The organism is Mesorhizobium sp. M0040, from assembly GCF_040323505.1.
In the GTDB taxonomy this organism is placed as follows: domain Bacteria; phylum Pseudomonadota; class Alphaproteobacteria; order Rhizobiales; family Rhizobiaceae; genus Mesorhizobium.
The window spans coordinates 53,077-72,284 of the sequence record NZ_JAMYVA010000006.1 but is presented as its reverse complement, the minus strand read 5'-3'; the positions used below and the strand labels follow the sequence as shown (position 1 = coordinate 72,284).

The window sequence follows — 19,208 nt, the reverse complement described above, 5'->3', positions numbered from 1 at the left end:
ATGAGGGGGAGTACCTCAAATAAAAACGCATCAGGCCGGAAATGCTGCTGCAAAGATTCCTGATCCGTCTTCTGACGATGGCGATCACGCTGTTCGGCGTGGCCGTCGTCGTCTTCGTCGTCATCCGTGTCGCGCCAGGCGATCCGATCGCGATGATGCTGCCGCCCGGTGCAACCGATGCCGACATCGCGCGTCTGCGCGCGCTTTACGGGCTGGACAAGACCATCGTCCAGCAATTTTTCATCTGGCTGGCAGGTGTCATCAGGGGCGATTTCGGCACTTCGATTTCGCTCCGGCAGGATGTTCTGGGCCTGGTCTTCAACCGCCTGCCGGCGACGCTGGAACTCGCGATCGTCGCGCTTGTGATGGCGCTGGCGATCGGCGGCACGACGGCGACCCTCGGCGCGCGCGAACGCGGCACCGCGGTCGAAGCTGGCATCGACATCGCCAGCGGTGCGGCGCTCTCGATTCCCGATTTCCTGTGGGGTTTGGTGCTGATCCTTTTGTTCGGCGTGCTGGTGCCGGTTTTCGACATTTCCGGCCGGGTGTCGCCGCAACTCGATCTGCCCTTCGTCACGCAATTCTATCTGTTCGAAAGCATCGTACGGCTGCGCTTCGACCTGACCAGGGACCTGCTGGCACACATGCTGATGCCGGCGATTGCGCTGGCGCTGCCACTGGCCGCGATCATCTCGCAGCTGCTGAAACAGTCGCTGAAGGAAGTGCTCGACCTCGACTACGTCGTGCTGGCGCGGGTAAAGGGCTTTTCGGAAACGCAGGTCATCCTGCGCGAGGCGCTGAAGAACGCGGCCCTGCCGACGCTGACGCTGGTCGGCGTGCAGTTCACCTTCCTGATCGGCGGCACGGTCATCGTCGAACGACTGTTTTCCTATGAAGGTCTCGGCAACATGGCGATCGATGCCGTCATCAACCGCGACCTGCCGCTGATCCAGGGCATCGTGCTGGTCTTCGCGCTGCTGTTTGTGCTGATCAACCTTGCCGTCGACATGATGTACGCCCTGCTCAATCCGAGGCTGCGCCATGGATGAGGCCCGCATTTCGAGACATGGCTCGCGGGCACGCCTGTGGCTGGCCGGCGGCTGGTTGCTGATTGCGCTGCTGGCCGCAATTTTTGCGCCGCTGGTCGCACCGCAGGACCCGCTGGCGCAGGATTTGATGCTGGAGCGCCTGCCGCCGTTCTGGCTCGATGGAGCCGAGCCCGGCTACTGGCTCGGCACCGATAGTCTCGGCCGCGATCTCCTGTCACGGCTGATCTTCGGCGCCCGCATCGCCTTCATCGTCGCCTTCGCCGCCGCCATCGCGGCCTGCCTGGTCGGCTCGACGCTCGGCCTGATCGCTGGTTATTTCGGCGGCTGGGCCGACCGCATCATCTCGCGCGTTGTCGATGTCTGGATGGCGTTTCCGCCGGTGCTGTTTGCCATCCTTTTGGTCGCCGTGCTCGGCACCGGCTTGAGCTCGGTCATCATTGCCATTGCCGTCATCGACTGGACGCGCTTCTGCCGGGTGATCCGCGCCGAGACGATGGGCCAGTCGCGCATGGATTATGTCGAGAACGCCCGCATCGCCGGCTACGGCCGCATCGGCATCATGCTGTGCGAGGTGCTGCCCAATGTGGTGCCATCGATCGTCGCGCTGCTGTCGCTGGAGATGGGCATTGCCGTCATCGTCGAGGCGATCCTGTCCTTCGTCAATCTGTCGATCTCGACCGACGACCCAACCTGGGGCGGCATCATCGCCGAGGGCCGCCTGTCGATCCATCAGGCCTGGTGGGTGCTGGTGTTCCCGCTGGTCACGCTGATCCTGACGGTGCTGTCGTTCAGCCAGTTTGGCGAGGGCCTCAGGGCACGTTTCGATCCGGTGCTGCGATGAACGCGCTGGCGAAACCCTGCCTCGATATCCGCAGTCTTAGCGCGGTGCTGCCTAATGGCTTGCGCGTGCTGCGCTCGGTGTCGCTCGCCGTCGAGCCCGGCGAGGTGCGCGCGCTGGTCGGCGAGAGCGGCGCCGGCAAGACGATGATCGGCAAGGCGGTGCTTGGCGTGCTGCCTTCGAGCGTGCGCATCGTCGAAGGCGACATGCTGCTTGAGGGCGAGGACCTCGGCAAACTGCAGGCCAAGGCACGGCGCACCCTGATCGGCGCGCGCACGGCGCTGATCCCGCAAGATCCGCTGACCGCACTCAACCCGTCACGCCGCATCGGCCCGCAGATGACCGACCGGCTGGTGCGCATCCTCGGCTGGAGCGGCGAGAAGGCCGATGCACGCATCCGCCAATTGCTGGACGAGGTGCAAATCCGCGACCCCGAGCGTGTCCTCAAATGCTATCCGCACGAGCTGTCCGGCGGCATGCGCCAGCGCGTGCTGATCGCCGCGGCGTTTGCGGCCGAACCAAGGCTGATCGTCGCCGACGAGCCGACCACAGCGCTCGACGTGACTGTGCAGAAGCAGATCCTGCGGCTGATCGCGCAACTGCAGCGCGAGCACGGCACGGCGATCCTGTTCGTTACCCATGATCTCGGCGTCGTCGCCAAGATCAGCCAGAAGGTCTCGGTGCTCTATGCTGGCAAGGTGGTCGAGGAGGCCGAAACGGCCGCTCTCTTCGCCGCTCCGCAGCACCCCTACACGCGAGCTCTGATGGCCGCGACGCCACGCTACACCGACCCCTTCGCCTCGCTGAAGCCGGTGGACGAGGCGGTACTGGCCGGGCTTGCTTCGGAGATCGCCGCCGCCGATCAGGCCTGGAGGCGCCCGCATGGCTGAGCCGCTGTTTTCCGTGCGTGGGCTGAAGGTCGCGCTGCCCGACATGACGCGCAAGCCGCTGATCGGCCGCGCGCCCTTGGCCGAGATCCTGAAAGGGCTGGATTTCGACCTGCCAAAGGGATCGGTGACCGGCATCGTCGGCGAATCCGGCTCCGGCAAATCGACGCTTGGCCGCGCCTTAGTGCGGCTTCTGGAGCCGAGCGCCGGCAAGGTCATCTTCGACGGCCGCGACATCACGCATCTGGCTGAGGCCGAACTCCGGCCGCTGCGCCGCAATCTGCAGATGATCTTCCAGGACCCGATGTCGTCGCTTAACCCACGCCGCACCATCGCCAGCATCATCGCCGCACCACTCAAACAGAATGGCCTCGGCGACAATCTGAAAGCCCGAGTTGCTGAAGCGCTTCAGCGCGTCGGCCTGCCGCAAGGCTTCGCCAGCCGCTATCGTCATGAATTGTCGGGCGGCCAGCGCCAGCGCGGCGGAATTGCCCGCGCGCGGGCGCTGTCGCCGAAATTCGTGCTGGCCGACGAAATCGTCTCAGGCCTCGACGTGTCGACGCAGGCACAGATCCTGACGCTGCTGGAAAAACTCGCCGCCGAAATGGGCCTGACCGTTGCCTTCATCAGCCATGACCTGTCGGTGATCCGGCGGCTCTGCCGGCAAGTGATCGTCATGCGCGAAGGCGCGATCGTCGAAGCCAGCGCGACCGACGCTTTGTTCGAGCAGCCGCAGCAGGGCTACACGCGCGATCTGCTCGCCGCCATTCCGCTGCCCGAGATCGATGATGCCTGGCTACTTCCCGCCGCAAAGGCGCCGGCATGAAACACAATCCTATTCGCACGCTAAAGAGCGGGCCTCAGGCGTGCACCCGGCAAAATGCCCCGCGATGGAGGATGACTGACATGAAGAATGCAATCCGCTACGCAGTGCTCACCGCCACCGTGCTGGGAGGCATCGGCACGGCTTACGCCAGTTCCATTCCCGGCATGCGTGGCCACGACCACACCGGCGTCACCGTCCCCGACATGCAGCAGGCGGTCGATTTCTTCACCGAGGTGGTTGGCTGCAAGAAGGCGATGTCGTTCGGCCCGTTCGCCGACGACAAGGGCACATTCATGCAGGATCTGCTGGGCGTCGATCCCAAGGCGGTGATCGAGGAGATCACCCTGGTCCGCTGCGGACACGGGTCGAACATCGAGCTGTTCAAATACACCGCGCCGGACCAGAAGGACCTGACGCCTCGCAACAGCGACATAGGCGGCTTCCATATCGCCTTCTATGTCGACGACATCGCCGCCGCAAAAGCCTATCTTGACGGCAAGGGCGTCAAGACGCGGATGGGACCGCTGCCGGTTACCGAAGGCCCGGCCGCCGGCCAGACCATCCTCTACTTCCAGGCGCCCTGGGGCTTGCAGTTGGAAGCGATCAGCTATCCCAATGGCATGGCCTATGAAAAAGATGCGGAGACGGTGCTGTGGAGCCCGAAGAACCCGGAAAAATAGCCCGGGGCGTCCCTTGCCTGCGCAAGCCGACTGCCGGCAAGCTGGGTTTCTGGGGCGGATTGTTTCAATCCTGAAACTTCAAGCTTGAATTAATCCGTCTCAGGCGTAAACTCGACAAACAGAAGCGAAGAGGAGATCGCACGATGAAAGTTGCGGTTCTCGGCGGCGGACCAGCCGGGCTCTACTTTGCAATCTCGCTGAAGCTCAGGGATGCCGCGCATGAGGTCACGGTGTTCGAGCGCAACCGTGCCGATGACACGTTTGGCTGGGGCGTCGTGCTGTCGGCCGAAACGCTGGAGAACCTGACCAAAAACGACCCGGTCAGCGCCGTCTGGATCCGCAAGCATTTCGCCTATTGGGACGATATCGCCGTCATCCATGACGGCGTGCGCACGGTCTCGACCGGTCACGGCTTTTGCGGCATTGGCCGCAAGCGGCTGCTCACGTTGCTGCAGCGGCGCGCGCGCGAACTCGGCGTCAAGCTGGTCTTCGAAACCGACATCGCCGATCCCAAGCCATATATGGAGACGCACGACCTGGTTGTCGCCGCCGACGGGTTGAACTCGAAAGCGCGGAGCGCCTTCGTCGACGTGTTCAAGCCCGATATCGACATTCGTAGATGCAAGTTCGTCTGGCTCGGCACCCACCAGAAATTCGACGACGCCTTCACCTTCATCTTCGAAAAGACCGAGCATGGCTGGGTGTGGGCGCATGCCTACCAGTTCGACAGCGATACCGCGACCTTCATCGTCGAATGCAGCGAGCAGACCTGGCAGCGCTTCGGCTTCGGCGCGATGTCGCAGCAGGAATCGATTGCCGTCTGCGAGCGCATCTTTGCCCGTCATCTCGGCGGCCACGCGCTGATGACCAACGCCAATCATATCCGCGGCTCGGCGTGGATCAATTTCCCGCGCGTCTTGTGCGAACGCTGGTCCTACAAGAACCTGGCGCTGATGGGCGACGCGGCGGCGAGCGCGCATTTCTCGATCGGTTCCGGCACCAAGCTGGCGCTGGAAAGCGCGGTGGCGCTGGCCGACTATCTCGAGTCCGAGCCAGACCTCGAGGCCGCCTTTAGCAAATATGAGGACGCCCGCCGCACCGAAGTGCTGAAGCTGCAGTCGGCGGCGCGCAATTCGCTCGAATGGTTCGAGGAGGTCGAGCGCTATCTCGGCCTCGATCCGGTGCAGTTCAACTATTCGCTGCTGACGCGTTCGCAACGCATCAGTCACGAGAATTTGCGGCTGCGCGATGCCGAATGGCTGGCCGGCGCCGAGGAGTGGTTCCAGCGCCAGGCCGGCGCCGGGGGCAACAATCTGCGTCGCGCGCCGATGTTCGCGCCGTTCCGGCTGCGCGGCATGGCGCTGCAGAACCGCGTCGTCGTCTCGCCGATGGCGCAGTACAAAGCGGTCGACGGCTGTCCGACCGATTGGCATTTCGCCCATTACGCCGAACGGGCCAAAGGCGGCGCCGGTCTCCTCTACATCGAGATGACGTGCGTCAGCGCGGAGGGCCGCATCACGCCTGGCTGCCCCGGTTTCTATGCGCCCGAGCATGAGGTCGCCTGGAAGCGGCTGGTCGAGTTCGTCCATGCCGAAACCGAGGCCAAGATCTGCGCCCAGATCGGCCATTCCGGTGCCAAGGGGTCGACCAGGCTCGGCTGGCAGGGAACCGACGTGCCGCTGCCCTTAGGCAATTGGCCCGTCATGGCAGCGTCTTCCGTGCCGTGGTCGCGGGAAAACCAGGTGCCTAAGGCGATGGACCGCGCCGACATGGATATGGTGCGCGACCAGTTTGTCGCTTCGGCCGAGATGGCGGCGCGCTGCGGCTTCGACATGCTCGAAATCCACGCCGCGCACGGCTATCTCCTGTCCTCCTTCATCACGCCCTTGACCAACCGGCGCACCGACTCCTATGGCGGCTCGCTGGAAAACCGCATGCGCTACCCCTTGGAAATCTTTCATGCGGTGCGCGCCGCGTGGCCGGCCGAGAAGCCGATCTCGATGCGCATCTCCGCCAATGACTGGCTGGGCATCGAAGGCGTGACGCCGGCCGATGCCGTAGAGATCGCGCGGCTGCTGCATGAGGCCGGCGTAGACATCTGCGACGTATCGGCCGGCCAGACTTCGGCCGTGGCAAGACCGGTCTATGGCCGCATGTTCCAGACGCCGTTTTCCGATCGCATCCGCAACGAGGTCGGCATGGCGACGATGGCGGTCGGCAATATCTATGAGCCGGACCACGTCAACTCGATCCTGATGGCGGGCCGCGCCGATCTCGTCGCACTGGCTAGGCCGCATCTTGCCGATCCGTATTGGACGCTGCACGCGGCCGTCACGCTTGGCGATCGCGGCGTCAAATGGCCGGATCCCTACCTGCCCGGCCGCGACCAGCTCTACCGGCTGGCCGAACGCGAAGCGGCAGCGGGGTTGAAAGTATGAGTGCCGCGGCGACGATTTCGCGGCGTCATGCGCTGGTCACCGGCGGCGGCTCCGGCGTCGGCCGCGCGATCGCGCTGGCGCTGGCCGGCGCGGGCGTTGACGTGACCATCTGCGGCCGGCGCGTGGAGCCGCTTGCCGAGGTCGCCGCGGAGAACAAGTCCATCTTCGCCATTGCCGCCGACGTCACCGACGAGACGTCGATGGCGTCGCTCTACGAGGCCGCGGAAGCGGCACGCGGAGCGTTCGACATCGTCGTTGCCAATGCCGGCATGTCCGGCAGTGCCCCGGCGCAGCGGACCTCGCTGGCAGACTGGCAGCGCACGCTCGACGTCAACTTGACCGGTGCGTTCCTGACGGTGAAGCCGGCGTTGGCCGGCATGGCAGTGCGCAAGACTGGCCGTATCATCTTCGTCGCTTCCACCGCCGGACTGAAAGGCTATCCCTATGTCGCAGCTTACGTTGCCGCCAAGCATGGCGTCGTCGGCCTGATGCGGGCACTCGCCGTCGAGACCGCCAAGTCCGGCATAACAGTGAATGCCGTGTGCCCAGGGTTTGTCGAAACCGAGATGCTGGAGAGCACCGTCCAGCGCATCGTCCAAACGACCGGCCGCTCGTCCGAGCAGGCACGGACAAGCCTAGCCGCGACCAACCCGCAAGGCCGCTTCATCCAGCCGGAAGAAATTGCGGCCGCGGTACTTTATCTGTGTGGCGACGCCGCCCGGTCGATTACCGGGCAGACGATTTCGATCTCCGGAGGTGAGACATGGTAGCCGGTCCCCTGCCCGCCCCGTCCGGACCCGGCAAGGACCGCCTGCGGCTGTGGATACGCCTGCTGCGCGCCTCGCGCACCATCGAGGCCGAGCTGCGCGAACGACTGCGGCAAGAGTTCAACACAACGCTGCCACGCTTCGACGTGATGGCCGCGCTCTACCGCGCGCCGGAGGGCATGCTGATGAGCGATCTTTCGCGCTTCCTGCTGGTGTCCAACGGCAATGTCACCGGCATCATCGACCGGCTGGTCTCGGAAGGGTTGGTGATGCGGGCCCGACGCAATGGCGACCGCCGCACCTCGATGGTGCGGCTGACGGAAGAGGGATCGAAGATTTTCGCCGTGATCGCCGCCGCGCATGAGAAATGGGTCGGCGAGTTGCTGGGCAATGTGAGCGAGGATGAGGCGCGCCGGCTGACCGGCATGCTGACCTCCTTCCGCAGCAATTGGGAGGGACGGGAATGACGAAGCTGGCCGGCCGCAAGCCGAAGCATTTCCTCTGGCAGGTCGAAGGCAAGATCGCAAAGATCCGGCTCGATCGACCGGAGCGCAAGAACCCGCTGACCTTCGACAGCTATGCCGAATTGCGCGACACTTTTCGCGATCTCGTCTATGCCGACGATGTCGATGCGGTGGTGTTCCTTCCCAACGGCGGCAATTTCTGCTCGGGCGGCGATGTCCACGAAATCATCGGCCCACTGGTCAAGATGGACATGAAGGCGCTGCTCGCCTTCACCCGCATGACGGGCGATTTCGTCAAGGCGATGCTGAATTGCGGCAAGCCGATTATTGCTGCGGTCGACGGCGTGGCGGTCGGCGCCGGCGCGATTATCGCCATGGCCTGCGATATCCGCATCGCCACGCCCCAGGCCAAGACAGCATTCCTGTTCACCCGCGTCGGCCTTGCCGGCTGCGACATGGGGGCCTGCGCGATCCTGCCGCGCATCATTGGCCAGGGCCGCGCCGCCGAGCTGCTCTATACCGGCCGCACGATGAGTGCCGAGGAAGGCGAGCGCTGGGGCTTCTACAACCGGCTGGTGGATGCCGCGGCGCTCGAGGCCGACGCGCTCGACATGGCCGCGCGCATCGTTTCCGGCCCGACCTTCGCCCATGGCATGACCAAGACGCAGCTGAACCAGGAATGGTCGATGGGTCTCGACCAGGCGATCGAAGCGGAAGCGCAGGCGCAGGCGATCTGCATGCAGACCCGCGATTTCGAGCGGGCGTACACGGCTTTCGTGGCTAAGGAGAAGCCGGTGTTCGAGGGAAATTGAGATGATCGCTTCCACGCTGGCGGGACAGCACCCCCCTCTGGCCTGCCGGCCATCTCCCCCTCAAGGGGGGAGATTGGATATCAGGCCCGCTTTCGCCAATCTCCAACATCGCAGGGAGAGCCGTGGCAGCGAAGCCGCCAATCTCCCCCCTAGAGGGGGAGATGTCCAGCAGGACAGAGGGGGGCGCCGTGGAGCGCCAGGGCCGGAGAATTGTGGAGGCAGCAATGCCTGACCGTTCCTTCCTCTCCTGGCCGTTCTTCGAGGATCGCCACCGCGATCTGGCGGAGCGGCTGGAGGCATGGTGCGCCAAGAACCTGCCGGTCGCGCATGACGATGTCGACGCCGCCTGTCGCGAGCTGGTGGCCAAGCTCGGTAAGGACGGCTGGCTAAAGCCGACGGCGTTCGATGTGGACAATCCGGGACCGCTCGACGTGCGCACCCTGTGCCTCACGCGCGAAACGCTGGCCCGGCATGACGGGCTGGCCGATTTCGCCTTCGCCATGCAAGGGCTCGGCACCGGCGCACTCAGCCTGTTCGGCACGCCCGACCAGCAGCACTGGCTGGCGAAGACACGGGCCGGCAAGGCGATTTCGGCTTTCGCGCTGTCGGAGCCGCGCTCGGGCTCGGACGTCGCCAATATGGAAATGACGGCCACGCGTGACCGCGACAGCTATCTCTTGTCCGGCGAAAAGACCTGGATCTCCAACGGCGGTATCGCTGACTTTTATGCTGTCTTTGCCCGCACCGGCGAAGCGCCCGGCGCCAAGGGGCTTTCCGCCTTTGTCGTGCCTTCCGAAACCGAGGGGCTGATCGTTGCCGAGCGGCTGGAGGTGATCGCGCCGCACCCGCTCGCCCGGCTGTCCTTCGACAATGCACGCATTCCAGCCTCGGCGCTGATCGGCAAACCCGGTGACGGTTTTCGCATCGCCATGTCCGTGCTCGACGTGTTCCGTTCGACCGTCGGCGCAGCGGCGCTCGGCTTTGCCCGGCGCGCGCTGGACGAAAGCATCACAAGAGTGGCCGAGCGCAGGCTGTTCGGTGCGCCAATGGCCGAGCTGCAGATGGTGCAGGGCCACATCGCCGACATGGCGCTGGATGTCGATGCCGCCGCGTTGCTGGTCTATCGTGCCGCCTGGACCAAGGACATGGGCGCGGCTCGGGTTACCCGCGAAGCCGCCATGGCCAAGCTGTTCGCTACCGACAAAGCGCAGGAGGTGATCGACAAGGCTGTGCAGCTGCATGGCGGCGACGGCGTCCGCAAGGGCCATATCGTCGAAAGCCTGTATCGCGAGATCCGGGCGCTGCGCATCTACGAGGGAGCGTCCGACGTGCAGAAGGTGGTGATTGCACGGCAAGTGATGGGAGCGGCCTGAGACAGGAGTTTGCGTGAAAATTATTGTCTTCGAGTTTTGAGCGACCGATTTTGAGCATTGGGAGGTTTTGACATGCACACCATCCTGCAGCCGGAAGGCTGGGCGAAACCCGTCGGCTACGCCAATGGCGTCGCCGCGCGTGGGCAGCTTGTCTTCGTCGGCGGGCAGGTCGGCTGGAACGGACAGGGCCGCTTCGAGACCGATGATCTTGTCGGCCAGGTGCGGCAGACGCTGGCCAATATTGTTGCTGTGCTCGCCGAGGCCGACGCCAAGCCGGAACATATCACCTCGATGACCTGGTACTTTACCGACAAGGCGGAATATTTGGCCAATCTCAAGGGGATCGGAGAGGTCTATCGCGAGGTGATCGGCCGGCATTTTCCGGCGATGGCCGCCATGCAGGTGATGGCGCTGGTCGAGGATCGCGCCAAGGTTGAGATCCAGGCCACGGCGGTTATTCCGGAGTGACGGCAACACGTGGCAATTTTTTAAGCTTAAAACTTTCGCCTTGAAAAGCGCGGTACTTTGGATAGCATCCAATGTCTTGCGACTGCCGTGCCGGGAGGGCTTTCCGGCAGTCCCGTCACTTGGCGCATCAAAACCGTGCGGGGCCAAACCCGTCCGATCACAACCAGAGGGAACGAAAATGAACTTCACCCGTCGCAACCTGCTGCTTCTTGCTGCTGCCATCGGTATCGCCGGCGGCCCGGCCTACGCCGAAGGCACGCTGAATGTCGGCGCCTATCCGACCAATCCGCCTTTTGAATACAAGAACGAGAGCGGCACGTTCGAGGGTTTCGAAGTCGACATCATCAATGAGGCGGCAAAGCGTATCGGCATGACCACTGATATCGCCGATCTCGGTTTCCAGGCGCTGTTCGCCGCCACCACCTCGAAGCGCATCGACGTCGCCATCTCGTCGATCACCATCACGCCGGAGCGGCTGAAGTCTCAGTCGTTCACGCAGCCCTACTATGATTCCGACATGGGCATCGCCGCGAAGGCCGACAGCCCGATCAACGCCGAGGCCGACCTCAAGGGCAAGATCGTCGGCGTGCTGTCCGGCTCGACCGGCGAAGCCTGGGTCAAGGCCCACCAGGAAGCGGACGGGTTCAGTGACGTCAAGGGCTACGACACGCAGCAGAATTTGCTGCTCGATCTCAGCTCCGGCCGCGTCGATGCGGCGGTCAGCGATATTCCGGGCCTGGAATATTCTTTCACCAGGATGAAGGATCTCGCCGTAAAAGAGCGCATCAAGACCGGCGAGCAGTACGGTCTGATGATGACCAAGGACCACCCGCTGCTCGGCAAGCTGAACGACGCGGTGACCGCGATGAAGAAGGACGGCACGCTGGCCGCGATCCACAAGAAGTGGTTCGGCAGCGACGCACCTGCCGATTCCTCGACCGTCAAGGAAATGCCTATGCCGAAGGCCTGAGCGGCAGTTCGCGCTTAAATGTCGTGCCGGCTTTCGATGCCGGCACGATTTCGGATTTCGGGCTCGGGCTCGAGCGTCGCGGGACGCCAAACGTTTCGGAAATGCTGCGATGTCGCTGCTGGACACCTTCTTCAACGCCGACGTCATGGTCTCCAGCCTGCCGGCGCTGCTGCGCGGTTTCCTGAACACCCTGCTGCTCGGAATCATGAGCATCGGCATCGGTATTCCCGTCGGCCTCGCGATCAGCCTGGTGCGGCTCTATGCGCCAAAGCCGCTTCGGCTGCTGGCTGTCGGCTACATTGACATTTTCCGGGCGATGCCGGTGCTGGTCGTGCTGATCCTGATCTACTATGCGCTGCCGTTCCTCGGTATTCGCCTGTCATCGTGGACGTCCGCGGTGATGGCCTTCGCCATCATCATGGCGGCCTATTCGGCCGAGGTGTTCCGCTCCGGTATAGAGAGCATTCCGCGCGGCCAGTTCGAGGCGGCGCAGGCGCTCGGCCTGCCGTTCTTGCTGACCTTGCGCAAGGTAGTGCTGCCGCAGGCGATCCGCGTCGTCATTCCGCCAATGACCAGCAATTGCGTTTCGATGTTCAAGGATACTTCGCTCGCTTCCACCGTGGCGCTGCCCGAACTGCTGAAGGAAGCGACCAACGCGCAATCGCTCTATGCCAATCCTTCACCGCTGATCGGCGCGGCGCTGGTCTATCTCATCTTTCTCTGGCCGATGGTCCGTCTCGTCAGCCTCCTTGAACGCCGCTTTCAAACCGAAAAGACCCGCTGAATCTGTCAGCGCACTTCGCAGGAGACGACCTTGAACCAGCATCAGATTTCGAAAACCGGCGATGCCGCAGCTTTCCCGGTCGAGACGATCCGCGCCATGTTTCCCGCCTTGCAGCAAGCCGGGGACTTCGTCTTCATGGACAATGCCGCCGGCGCGCAGATCCCGCAAAGCGTGCTCGATGCGGTCACCAACCATTTGGTCGCGCATAATGTGCAGCGCGGCGGCCGCTATGGCCGCAGCGTCACCGTCGACCAGGCCGTCGCCGGCGCTCGCGAAAGCGTGGCCTTGCTGATCAACGCCACCAACCCGGCGGAGATCTGTTTCGGCATGAACGCCACTTCGTTCATCCGCCTGGTCAGCCTCGGCATCGGCCAGATGCTTTCCGAGCGCCCAAACGGGGAGCGTGACGAGATCGTCATCACCGACATGGATCACGACGCCAATATCGCGACGTGGCTGGCGCTGGCGCCCGCCGGCGCCAAGTTCAAATGGTGGCGGATGCGCGAGGACGGCAATCTGCATGTCGACGATTTGCGCCCGCTGGTCTCAGAGCGCACCCGGCTCGTCGCCTGCACGGTAACGGCGCATTCGATCGGCTCAATTGTCGACGTTGCCTCCGTGGCTGGGATTGCGCATGCGGCAGGCGCCGAAGTGTTCCTCGACTGCGTGCATTACGGGCCGCACGGGCTGATCGATGTGCAGGCCTGGGATTGCGATTATCTGGTCTGCTCCGGCTACAAGAATTTCTCGCCGCATATGGGCTTCCTGTGGGGCCGTTTCGAAACTCTGAAGCGCCTGCCGACCTTCCGCGAAGATTTCATCCCCGACGAGCCGCCCTACAAGATCGAGGCCGGTACCTTCATTTACGAGAACGTCTCCGGCATGGATGCCGCGGTGCGCTACCTCGAATCGATCGGCCGCAATTTCTTGTCAGAGAATAACCGGTCGCGCCGCGACAACATCGTCGCCGGCATGAATGCCATCCGCGACTACGAACAGGTGCTGGCGCGCGAAATGCTGGCGGTGCTCAAAGATTGCGGCGCGACGATCTACGGCGTGGCCGAAGAGGCACGCCTCAGCGAGCGCGTGCCGACCTTCTGCTTCAATGTCGGCACGCTGTCGCCGCAGAGGATCGTCGAGGAAATGGCCGAGATGCAGATCGGCATTCGCGACGGCCACATGTATGCGCCGCGTCTGATGAAGCGGCTCAACCTCAGCATGGACAGCGGCGCCGTGCGCGCCTCGCTGGTGCATTACAATACGATCGAGGAAGTCCGGCGCTTCGGCGAGGCGCTGCGCACCATCATCGCCCGGCTGTCCTGATCGGACTGGGCGGCGGCGCCGGCGCGATCCTCGTGAAGCGCAAAGGCGGTCGCACCCGGGTTCTCCAAGCCGGGGCGCAATTGCATGCTTGGGATCAAGTAATCGCCGCCATTCTGCTGCCGATAACGAATGGGCCGCATTGTCTCGAGCGTTCGCATCCTTTCGCGCAGTCGCTCCGCAACAGGCTCGAAATCCGCCTCCCCGAAACGGTCCACCCTGTAAACCACGAACGGCGGAAGCACGTCGTAGCCCGGATAGTATAGAATCCCGTGATTGATCGGGAACAGCAGGTCGTCGATCGGGCCGTTGACGCCGCGGGCGGAATAATGCTCCTCCCAGCCGCCGGTGGTCACGATCAGCATTGCGCGCTTGCCGGCGAGCGTTCCCTCACCAAAGCGGTCACCCCACCGCTTGTCGCTGTGCTCGCCAACGCCATAGGCGAAGCCGTAGGCGTACACGCGATCGACCCAGCCCTTGAGGATCGCCGGCATGGCGTACCACCACAGCGGGAACTGGAGGATCAGGGTGTCGGCCCATAGCAGCTTGTCGATCTCGGCTTTGACGTCATCGGTCAGAGTGTTGGTCGCAAAAGCCTTTTTGGAGGCGCCGGCCGGCAGGAAGCGTGCTTCGGGCGGCCACGACGGAAAGTCGGCACGGTCCACCTCGGCTTTCCACCCATCGGCGTAGAGGTCAGACACCCGCACCTCGTGGCCCTGGGCCTCGAGTTCCCTGATGGCGACGTCACGCAGCGCGCCGTTGAGCGAACGCGGTTCAGGATGAGCAAAAACAAGCAGGACTTTCATGGGTCTACTCCGAAGAAGGACGATAGACACCAAAGGTAGCCAGCCGTGGGCTGATCCACTATATGTAGGAAATGTATAAGATAATGCCGAATAATGGATAGATCGGACGTCACCCTTGAGCGCATGCGCACCTTCGTTCGCGTCGCCGAGCGCGGCAGCCTCTCGGCGGTGGCGCGCGAGCTCGGAGTTGGGCAGTCGACGGTCACACGGCATTTGCGAGAACTCGAGGAGGCCGTCGGAGTGCCCTTGCTCAGCAGGACCACCCGGCGCGTCACGATGACCGATGAAGGCAGCCGTTACTATGCCGACAGCGTCCAGATCCTGCGCCTCGTCGAGCAGGCCGGCGATGAGGCGCGGGGCACGCGCGGCGCGTCGGCCGGCACGATCCGGATATCCTGCACGGCGGCGCTCGGGGTCTTACATGTCAGCCGGCTGATCTTCGCCTTTCAGGACCGCTATCCCTACATCGGCATCGATCTCAGCCTTACCGACGAGCGCATCAACCTTGTGCGGGAGGGCGTCGACATCGCGCTTCGCCTCGGCCCGCTCACCGACAGCTCAATGAAACTGCGGGCGCTCGGGCAATCCCGGCGTCTGCTGGTGGCGGCGCCGGCCTATCTGGCGGCGCGGGGCAGACCGGCTGTCCCGCAGGATCTGCCTGGCCATGAAGGCATCCGGATGTCGAACATCGCGGGAAGCGACACGCTCACCTTGCAGGGGCCGGGCGGCGAGACCTTTGCGGTGCCCTTTGGCGGCAGATTTCTGGTCGACCATGGGCTTGCTGCGCGCGAAGCCCTTGTCGCCGGACGCGGCATCGCACCCGCCCACCACTGGCTTGTCGACGATCTTCTGGCGGCCGACCGGCTGGAAGTGGTCCTGCCGGGCTATTTTCCGCCTCCCGTCCCGCTGAGCATGCTGATCGTTCCGGAGCGTGCGGGCATTGCCCGGGTGCGGCTGCTGGTCGACTTTCTCGCCGAGCAGATCTCCGGCATTCCGGGGATCGAGAAGCGGTAGCCGGCCGGCAAACCTCGCCGGATCAGGCGGCCTTCTTCTTGGCCAACCGTGCCTTGATGCTGGCAACGTCGGCACGCGGCGTCGCCGCGAACAGCGTCCTGGTGTAGCTGTGCTTGGGGTCGGCGAAGACCTCGTCGCGCGAGCCGTATTCGACCGCTTCGCCGAAGTACATTACCATCACGTCGTCGGCGATGTAGCGCACCACCGACAGGTCGTGGCTGATGAAAACATAGGTTAGCTGAAACTCGTCCTGCAGGTCGGCGAGCAGGTTCAGCACCTGCGCCTGCACCGAAAGATCAAGTGCCGAGACCGGCTCGTCCAGCACCAGAAGGCTGGGGTTGAGCATCAGCGCGCGGGCGATGGCGATCCGCTGGCGCTGGCCGCCCGAAAACATATGCGGGTAGCGATTAAAGTGCTCGGGGCCGAGACCGACCTTCTTTAGCATCTTCATGGCAAGATCGCGCCGCTCGTCGGCCGTGCTGTCGGTATTGATGAGCAGCGGCTCGCCAAGCACGTCGCCGATCTTCTGGCGTGGATTGAGCGAACCATAAGGGTTCTGGAAGACGATCTGGACCTTGCGGCGCATTTCCTTCGACAGGCCGTTCCTGCCGATGTCTACCTTCTTGCCGTCGATGAAAAGCTCGCCGGAGGTCGCCGGGTCGATCAGGGTGATGATGCGGGCGAGTGTTGACTTGCCGCAGCCGCTCTCGCCGACGATGGCCAGCGTCTTGCCCTTGTCGACGCTGAACGAAACACCCTTGACCGCATGAACCGTACGGGAGGGGCGGAAAAGCCCGCCACCGACATGATAGTCGCGCACGATGTTCTTGCCTTCGACTACCGTCACGCTCATGAGGCGGTTCCTCCTGCGGACCGGGCTGCGACTACAGATGGGGCCGGCTCAAACAGCATGTCGGAAACAGTAGGCAACCGGTCGCCGACGGCGTTTTCGGGCAGTGCCGACAGGAGCGCGCGCGTGTAGTTGCTCTTGGGGGACTCGAACAGCGACAGCACGTCGGCCTCTTCCATCTTGCGGCCCTTGTACTGGACGATGACACGGTCGGCGGTCTCGGCAACCACCCCCATATTGTGGGTGATCATGATCAGGCCCATGCCATATTTGGCCTGCAGGCCGACCAGCAGATCGAGGATCTGCTTCTGGATGGTGACGTCGAGCGCCGTGGTTGGCTCGTCGGCGATCAAAAGCTTGGGATTGCAGGCGATGGCGATGGCGATCATGACGCGCTGACACTGACCACCCGACATCTGGTGCGGGAAGGAGCCCAGCCGTTCCTCGGGGTCGGCGATGCCGACCAACTTCATCAATTCGATGGCACGCGCCCGGCGCTGGGCGCGGTCCATGCCCATATGGAAGCGCAGCACCTCCTCGATCTGGAAGCCGACGGTGAAGCACGGGTTGAGGCTGGCGACCGGCTCCTGGAAGATCATCGAAATATCCTTGCCGACGATCTTGCGCCGCTCGGATGGGCCGAGCTTGAGCAGGTCGATGCCGTCGAAGGCCATGCGGTCGGCCCTCACCGTCGCGGTGTTGGGCAAAAGCCCCATCACCGCCAGCATCGCCACCGACTTGCCCGAACCGGATTCGCCGACGATCGCCAGCACCTCGCGCGGTTCGACCGACAGGTCGATGCCTTGTACCGCCATGAATGGTCCAGCGGCGGTGTCGAAGGAAACGGTCAGGTTCTTGATCTCGAGAAGAGGCATTGGATTATGACCTCTTCAGCTTGGGATCGAAAGCATCGCGCAAGCCATCGCCGATCAGATTGATGGCAAGCACAGTGATCAGAATAGCAAGGCCGGGGAAGGTCACCACCCAAGGCGCGCGCAGGATGAACTCGCGCGCCGAGGCGAGCATCGTGCCCCATTCCGGCGTCGGCGGCTGCGCACCGACACCGAGGAAGCCGAGCGCCGCAGCCTCGAGAATAGCGTTGGAGAAGGACAACGTCGCCTGCACGATCAGCGGTGCCAGGCAGTTCGGCAGGATCGTCCTCACCATCAAGCGAAGATGACCGGCACCAGCCACCTTGGCGGAGATGACATATTCGCGGTTCTTTTCGGCCATCACGGCGGCGCGGGTGAGGCGCGCAAAATGCGGCTGCAGCACCAGCGCGATCGCCAGCATGGCATTGAAAAGGCCGGGGCCAAGGATCGCCACCAGCACCAGCGCCAGAAGCAGCGACGGGAAGGCCAGGATGATATCCATGATGCGCATGATAAGCGTGTCGACCCAGCCGCGGAAATAGCCGGCGAGCACGCCAAGCACGATGCCGCTGGTGAGCGAGAAGACAACGACCACCAGACCGATGAACAGCGAGAAACGCGCGCCGAAGATCAACCGTGAAAGCATGTCGCGGCCGACCGCGTCGGTGCCGAGCAGGAACATCGATTTGCCGCCTTCCTGCCAGGCGGGGGGTGCCAGCAGCGCATCGCGAAACTGCTCGTCGGGCGAATGTGGGGCGACGAACGGCGCAAAGATCGCCACCAGCACCAGCGCCGAAAACACGACAAGGCCGATGACCGCGCCGGTGTTCATCGAGAAGTAGTGCCAGAACTCGGCGAAAGCCCGTTGCCTGCCGCCTGTCGGGATGGAGGCGGCGGTAGCTTCGGCGGCGGATTCGTCGGTCATCTCACTGCACCCGGATGCGCGGATTGATGACGGCGTAGAGCACGTCGACGATCAGGTTCACCGCCATGACGATCAGCGCGATGATCAGCAATCCGCTCTGGACGACGACATAGTCGCGCTTGCCGATGGCATCGATCATCCATTTGCCGATGCCCGGCCAGGAAAAAATGGTCTCGGTCAGAATGGCGCCCGCCATCAAGGTGCCGACCTGCAGTCCAATGGTGGTGACCACCGGGATCAGCGCGTTGCGAAAAGCGTGCAGACCGATGACGCGGCGCGGCGCCAGGCCCTTGGCGCGCGCGGTGCGGACATAGTCCTCGCCCAGCACCTCGAGCATCGCCGAGCGCGTCTGGCGCGCTATGACGGCAAGCGGGATCGTCGCCAGCACGATCGACGGCAGGATCAAATGGCTGACGGCAGATTTGAAAGCGCCGCTCCTGCCGGAGATCAGGCTGTCGATGAGCATGAACCCGGTCGTCGGCCTGAAGAAATACTGCAGGCCGATGCGGCCGGAAACCGGCGTCCAGCCGAGATAGCCGGAGAAGAAGATAATGAGCAGCAACCCCCACCAGAAGATCGGCATCGAATAGCCGGTCAGCGCGACACCCATCGTCGCCTGGTCGAACCACGAGCCGCGCTTGACCGCGGCGAAGATACCGGCAGGAATGCCGAGCAGGACGGCGATGATCAACGCCACTGTCGCCAGTTCCAGCGTGGCTGGAAACAGCGCCTGGAATTCGCCGAGCACTGGCCGCTTGGTGGCAATAGATATGCCGAAATCGCCGGTCAGGACCCTGCCGATATATTCCAGGTATTGGATGACATAGGGCCGGTTGTAGCCAAACTGCTCGATGAGCTGGGCGTAGCGCTCGGGGCTGACGCCGCGCTCGCCCGCCAGGGCCAGGATAGGATCGCCGGGCAGAAGCCGGACGAAAGCAAACGCCGCCAGCGATATGCCGAACACGGTCGGGATGATCAAAGCGAGCTTGTGGAGGAGATAACGGAGCATCTTGCTTCATAGAACGGCGGCGCGGGAAGTCCAGCGCCGCCGTTCAATTTCTCAGG

General features: G+C 63.6%; 20 protein-coding genes. 15 read left to right on the top strand and 5 right to left on the bottom strand.

The window, feature by feature from the left end; all coding sequences use genetic code 11:
- Nucleotides 1-41: 41 nt before the first annotated feature.
- The 14 genes from NKJ91_RS07795 (at nt 42) to NKJ91_RS07730 (ending at nt 13,679) form a co-directional block, all read left to right on the top strand.
- Nucleotides 42-1,049: an ABC transporter permease gene (locus NKJ91_RS07795; RefSeq protein ID WP_352455072.1), complete on the top strand. Its 1,008-nt coding sequence runs from the start codon at nt 42-44 to the stop codon at nt 1,047-1,049.
- Nucleotides 1,042-1,890, top strand: coding sequence for an ABC transporter permease (locus tag NKJ91_RS07790; protein ID WP_352455071.1), 849 nt, complete (start codon nt 1,042-1,044; stop codon nt 1,888-1,890). The genes NKJ91_RS07795 and NKJ91_RS07790 overlap by 8 nt, the downstream gene beginning before the upstream one ends.
- Nucleotides 1,887-2,777 (top strand): ABC transporter ATP-binding protein, encoded by an 891-nt coding sequence (locus NKJ91_RS07785; RefSeq protein WP_352455070.1) that lies wholly within the window; start codon nt 1,887-1,889, stop codon nt 2,775-2,777. The genes NKJ91_RS07790 and NKJ91_RS07785 overlap by 4 nt, the downstream gene beginning before the upstream one ends.
- Nucleotides 2,770-3,600, top strand: coding sequence for an ATP-binding cassette domain-containing protein (locus NKJ91_RS07780; RefSeq protein WP_352455069.1), 831 nt, complete (start codon nt 2,770-2,772; stop codon nt 3,598-3,600). The genes NKJ91_RS07785 and NKJ91_RS07780 overlap by 8 nt, the downstream gene beginning before the upstream one ends.
- Nucleotides 3,601-3,680: 80 nt before the next feature.
- Nucleotides 3,681-4,280, top strand: a complete 600-nt coding sequence (locus NKJ91_RS07775) for a VOC family protein (protein WP_352455068.1) — start codon at nt 3,681-3,683, stop codon at nt 4,278-4,280.
- Between the two features lie 143 nt (nt 4,281-4,423).
- A complete protein-coding gene (locus NKJ91_RS07770; protein WP_352455067.1) occupies nt 4,424-6,718 on the top strand; it encodes a bifunctional salicylyl-CoA 5-hydroxylase/oxidoreductase in 2,295 nt (764 codons plus the stop codon).
- Complete coding sequence (locus NKJ91_RS07765) at nt 6,715-7,488, top strand: SDR family NAD(P)-dependent oxidoreductase (RefSeq protein WP_352455066.1); 774 nt, start codon at nt 6,715-6,717, stop codon at nt 7,486-7,488. Before NKJ91_RS07770 ends, NKJ91_RS07765 begins: the two co-directional genes overlap by 4 nt.
- A complete protein-coding gene (locus tag NKJ91_RS07760; protein WP_023676834.1) occupies nt 7,482-7,952 on the top strand; it encodes a MarR family winged helix-turn-helix transcriptional regulator in 471 nt (156 codons plus the stop codon). Before NKJ91_RS07765 ends, NKJ91_RS07760 begins: the two co-directional genes overlap by 7 nt.
- Nucleotides 7,949-8,761, top strand: a complete 813-nt coding sequence (locus tag NKJ91_RS07755) for an enoyl-CoA hydratase family protein (protein ID WP_352455065.1) — start codon at nt 7,949-7,951, stop codon at nt 8,759-8,761. Before NKJ91_RS07760 ends, NKJ91_RS07755 begins: the two co-directional genes overlap by 4 nt.
- Before the next feature lie 224 nt (nt 8,762-8,985).
- Complete coding sequence (locus tag NKJ91_RS07750; protein ID WP_352455064.1) at nt 8,986-10,134, top strand: acyl-CoA dehydrogenase family protein; 1,149 nt, start codon at nt 8,986-8,988, stop codon at nt 10,132-10,134.
- Nucleotides 10,135-10,206: 72 nt separating this feature from the next.
- Nucleotides 10,207-10,602, top strand: coding sequence for a RidA family protein (locus tag NKJ91_RS07745; RefSeq protein WP_023676831.1), 396 nt, complete (start codon nt 10,207-10,209; stop codon nt 10,600-10,602).
- A 178-nt stretch (nt 10,603-10,780) separates the two neighbouring features.
- A complete protein-coding gene (locus NKJ91_RS07740) occupies nt 10,781-11,572 on the top strand; it encodes an ABC transporter substrate-binding protein (RefSeq protein WP_352455062.1) in 792 nt (263 codons plus the stop codon).
- Between the two features lie 109 nt (nt 11,573-11,681).
- Entirely contained in the window at nt 11,682-12,356 is a 675-nt protein-coding gene (locus tag NKJ91_RS07735) for an amino acid ABC transporter permease (protein WP_292656040.1), read from the top strand.
- A 30-nt stretch (nt 12,357-12,386) separates the two neighbouring features.
- A complete protein-coding gene (locus NKJ91_RS07730) occupies nt 12,387-13,679 on the top strand; it encodes a cysteine desulfurase-like protein (RefSeq protein ID WP_352455061.1) in 1,293 nt (430 codons plus the stop codon).
- On the opposite strand, the gene NKJ91_RS07725 is transcribed toward NKJ91_RS07730, so the two are convergent.
- Entirely contained in the window at nt 13,610-14,482 is an 873-nt protein-coding gene (locus NKJ91_RS07725) for an NAD(P)H-dependent oxidoreductase (protein WP_352455060.1), read from the bottom strand. The genes NKJ91_RS07730 and NKJ91_RS07725 overlap by 70 nt on opposite strands.
- A gap of 93 nt (nt 14,483-14,575) precedes the next feature.
- Between NKJ91_RS07725 and NKJ91_RS07720 the strand changes: the two genes are divergently transcribed.
- Nucleotides 14,576-15,496: a LysR family transcriptional regulator gene (locus tag NKJ91_RS07720; protein WP_352455059.1), complete on the top strand. Its 921-nt coding sequence runs from the start codon at nt 14,576-14,578 to the stop codon at nt 15,494-15,496.
- Between the two features lie 22 nt (nt 15,497-15,518).
- On the opposite strand, the gene NKJ91_RS07715 is transcribed toward NKJ91_RS07720, so the two are convergent.
- Genes NKJ91_RS07715 through NKJ91_RS07700 form a run of 4 tightly spaced genes read right to left on the bottom strand, consistent with a single transcriptional unit; the run spans nt 15,519 to nt 19,152 of the window.
- Nucleotides 15,519-16,349 (bottom strand): dipeptide ABC transporter ATP-binding protein, encoded by an 831-nt coding sequence (locus tag NKJ91_RS07715; RefSeq protein WP_023676825.1) that lies wholly within the window; start codon nt 16,347-16,349, stop codon nt 15,519-15,521.
- Complete coding sequence (locus NKJ91_RS07710; RefSeq protein ID WP_023676824.1) at nt 16,346-17,221, bottom strand: ABC transporter ATP-binding protein; 876 nt, start codon at nt 17,219-17,221, stop codon at nt 16,346-16,348. Before NKJ91_RS07710 ends, NKJ91_RS07715 begins: the two co-directional genes overlap by 4 nt.
- A 4-nt stretch (nt 17,222-17,225) precedes the next feature.
- Nucleotides 17,226-18,143, bottom strand: a complete 918-nt coding sequence (locus tag NKJ91_RS07705) for an ABC transporter permease subunit (RefSeq protein ID WP_023676823.1) — start codon at nt 18,141-18,143, stop codon at nt 17,226-17,228.
- Between the two features lies 1 nt (nt 18,144).
- Nucleotides 18,145-19,152 carry an ABC transporter permease subunit gene (locus NKJ91_RS07700; protein ID WP_023676822.1) on the bottom strand — a complete coding sequence of 336 codons (1,008 nt, stop codon included), beginning with the start codon at nt 19,150-19,152 and terminating at the stop codon, nt 18,145-18,147.
- Nucleotides 19,153-19,208: the final 56 nt, after the last annotated feature.

Bases quoted from the DNA above. Each gene is read 5' to 3' on its own strand.
- NKJ91_RS07795 (WP_352455072.1), top strand. From the start codon at position 42: ATGCTGCTGCAAAGATTCCTGATCCGTCTTCTGACGATGGCGATCACG.
- NKJ91_RS07790 (WP_352455071.1), top strand. From the start codon at position 1,042: ATGGATGAGGCCCGCATTTCGAGACATGGCTCGCGGGCACGCCTGTGG.
- NKJ91_RS07785 (WP_352455070.1), top strand. From the start codon at position 1,887: ATGAACGCGCTGGCGAAACCCTGCCTCGATATCCGCAGTCTTAGCGCG.
- NKJ91_RS07780 (WP_352455069.1), top strand. From the start codon at position 2,770: ATGGCTGAGCCGCTGTTTTCCGTGCGTGGGCTGAAGGTCGCGCTGCCC.
- NKJ91_RS07775 (WP_352455068.1), top strand. From the start codon at position 3,681: ATGAAGAATGCAATCCGCTACGCAGTGCTCACCGCCACCGTGCTGGGA.
- NKJ91_RS07770 (WP_352455067.1), top strand. From the start codon at position 4,424: ATGAAAGTTGCGGTTCTCGGCGGCGGACCAGCCGGGCTCTACTTTGCA.
- NKJ91_RS07765 (WP_352455066.1), top strand. From the start codon at position 6,715: ATGAGTGCCGCGGCGACGATTTCGCGGCGTCATGCGCTGGTCACCGGC.
- NKJ91_RS07760 (WP_023676834.1), top strand. From the start codon at position 7,482: ATGGTAGCCGGTCCCCTGCCCGCCCCGTCCGGACCCGGCAAGGACCGC.
- NKJ91_RS07755 (WP_352455065.1), top strand. From the start codon at position 7,949: ATGACGAAGCTGGCCGGCCGCAAGCCGAAGCATTTCCTCTGGCAGGTC.
- NKJ91_RS07750 (WP_352455064.1), top strand. From the start codon at position 8,986: ATGCCTGACCGTTCCTTCCTCTCCTGGCCGTTCTTCGAGGATCGCCAC.
- NKJ91_RS07745 (WP_023676831.1), top strand. From the start codon at position 10,207: ATGCACACCATCCTGCAGCCGGAAGGCTGGGCGAAACCCGTCGGCTAC.
- NKJ91_RS07740 (WP_352455062.1), top strand. From the start codon at position 10,781: ATGAACTTCACCCGTCGCAACCTGCTGCTTCTTGCTGCTGCCATCGGT.
- NKJ91_RS07735 (WP_292656040.1), top strand. From the start codon at position 11,682: ATGTCGCTGCTGGACACCTTCTTCAACGCCGACGTCATGGTCTCCAGC.
- NKJ91_RS07725 (WP_352455060.1), bottom strand. From the start codon at position 14,482: ATGAAAGTCCTGCTTGTTTTTGCTCATCCTGAACCGCGTTCGCTCAAC.
- NKJ91_RS07720 (WP_352455059.1), top strand. From the start codon at position 14,576: ATGGATAGATCGGACGTCACCCTTGAGCGCATGCGCACCTTCGTTCGC.
- NKJ91_RS07715 (WP_023676825.1), bottom strand. From the start codon at position 16,349: ATGAGCGTGACGGTAGTCGAAGGCAAGAACATCGTGCGCGACTATCAT.
- NKJ91_RS07710 (WP_023676824.1), bottom strand. From the start codon at position 17,221: ATGCCTCTTCTCGAGATCAAGAACCTGACCGTTTCCTTCGACACCGCC.
- NKJ91_RS07705 (WP_023676823.1), bottom strand. From the start codon at position 18,143: ATGACCGACGAATCCGCCGCCGAAGCTACCGCCGCCTCCATCCCGACA.
- NKJ91_RS07700 (WP_023676822.1), bottom strand. From the start codon at position 19,152: ATGCTCCGTTATCTCCTCCACAAGCTCGCTTTGATCATCCCGACCGTG.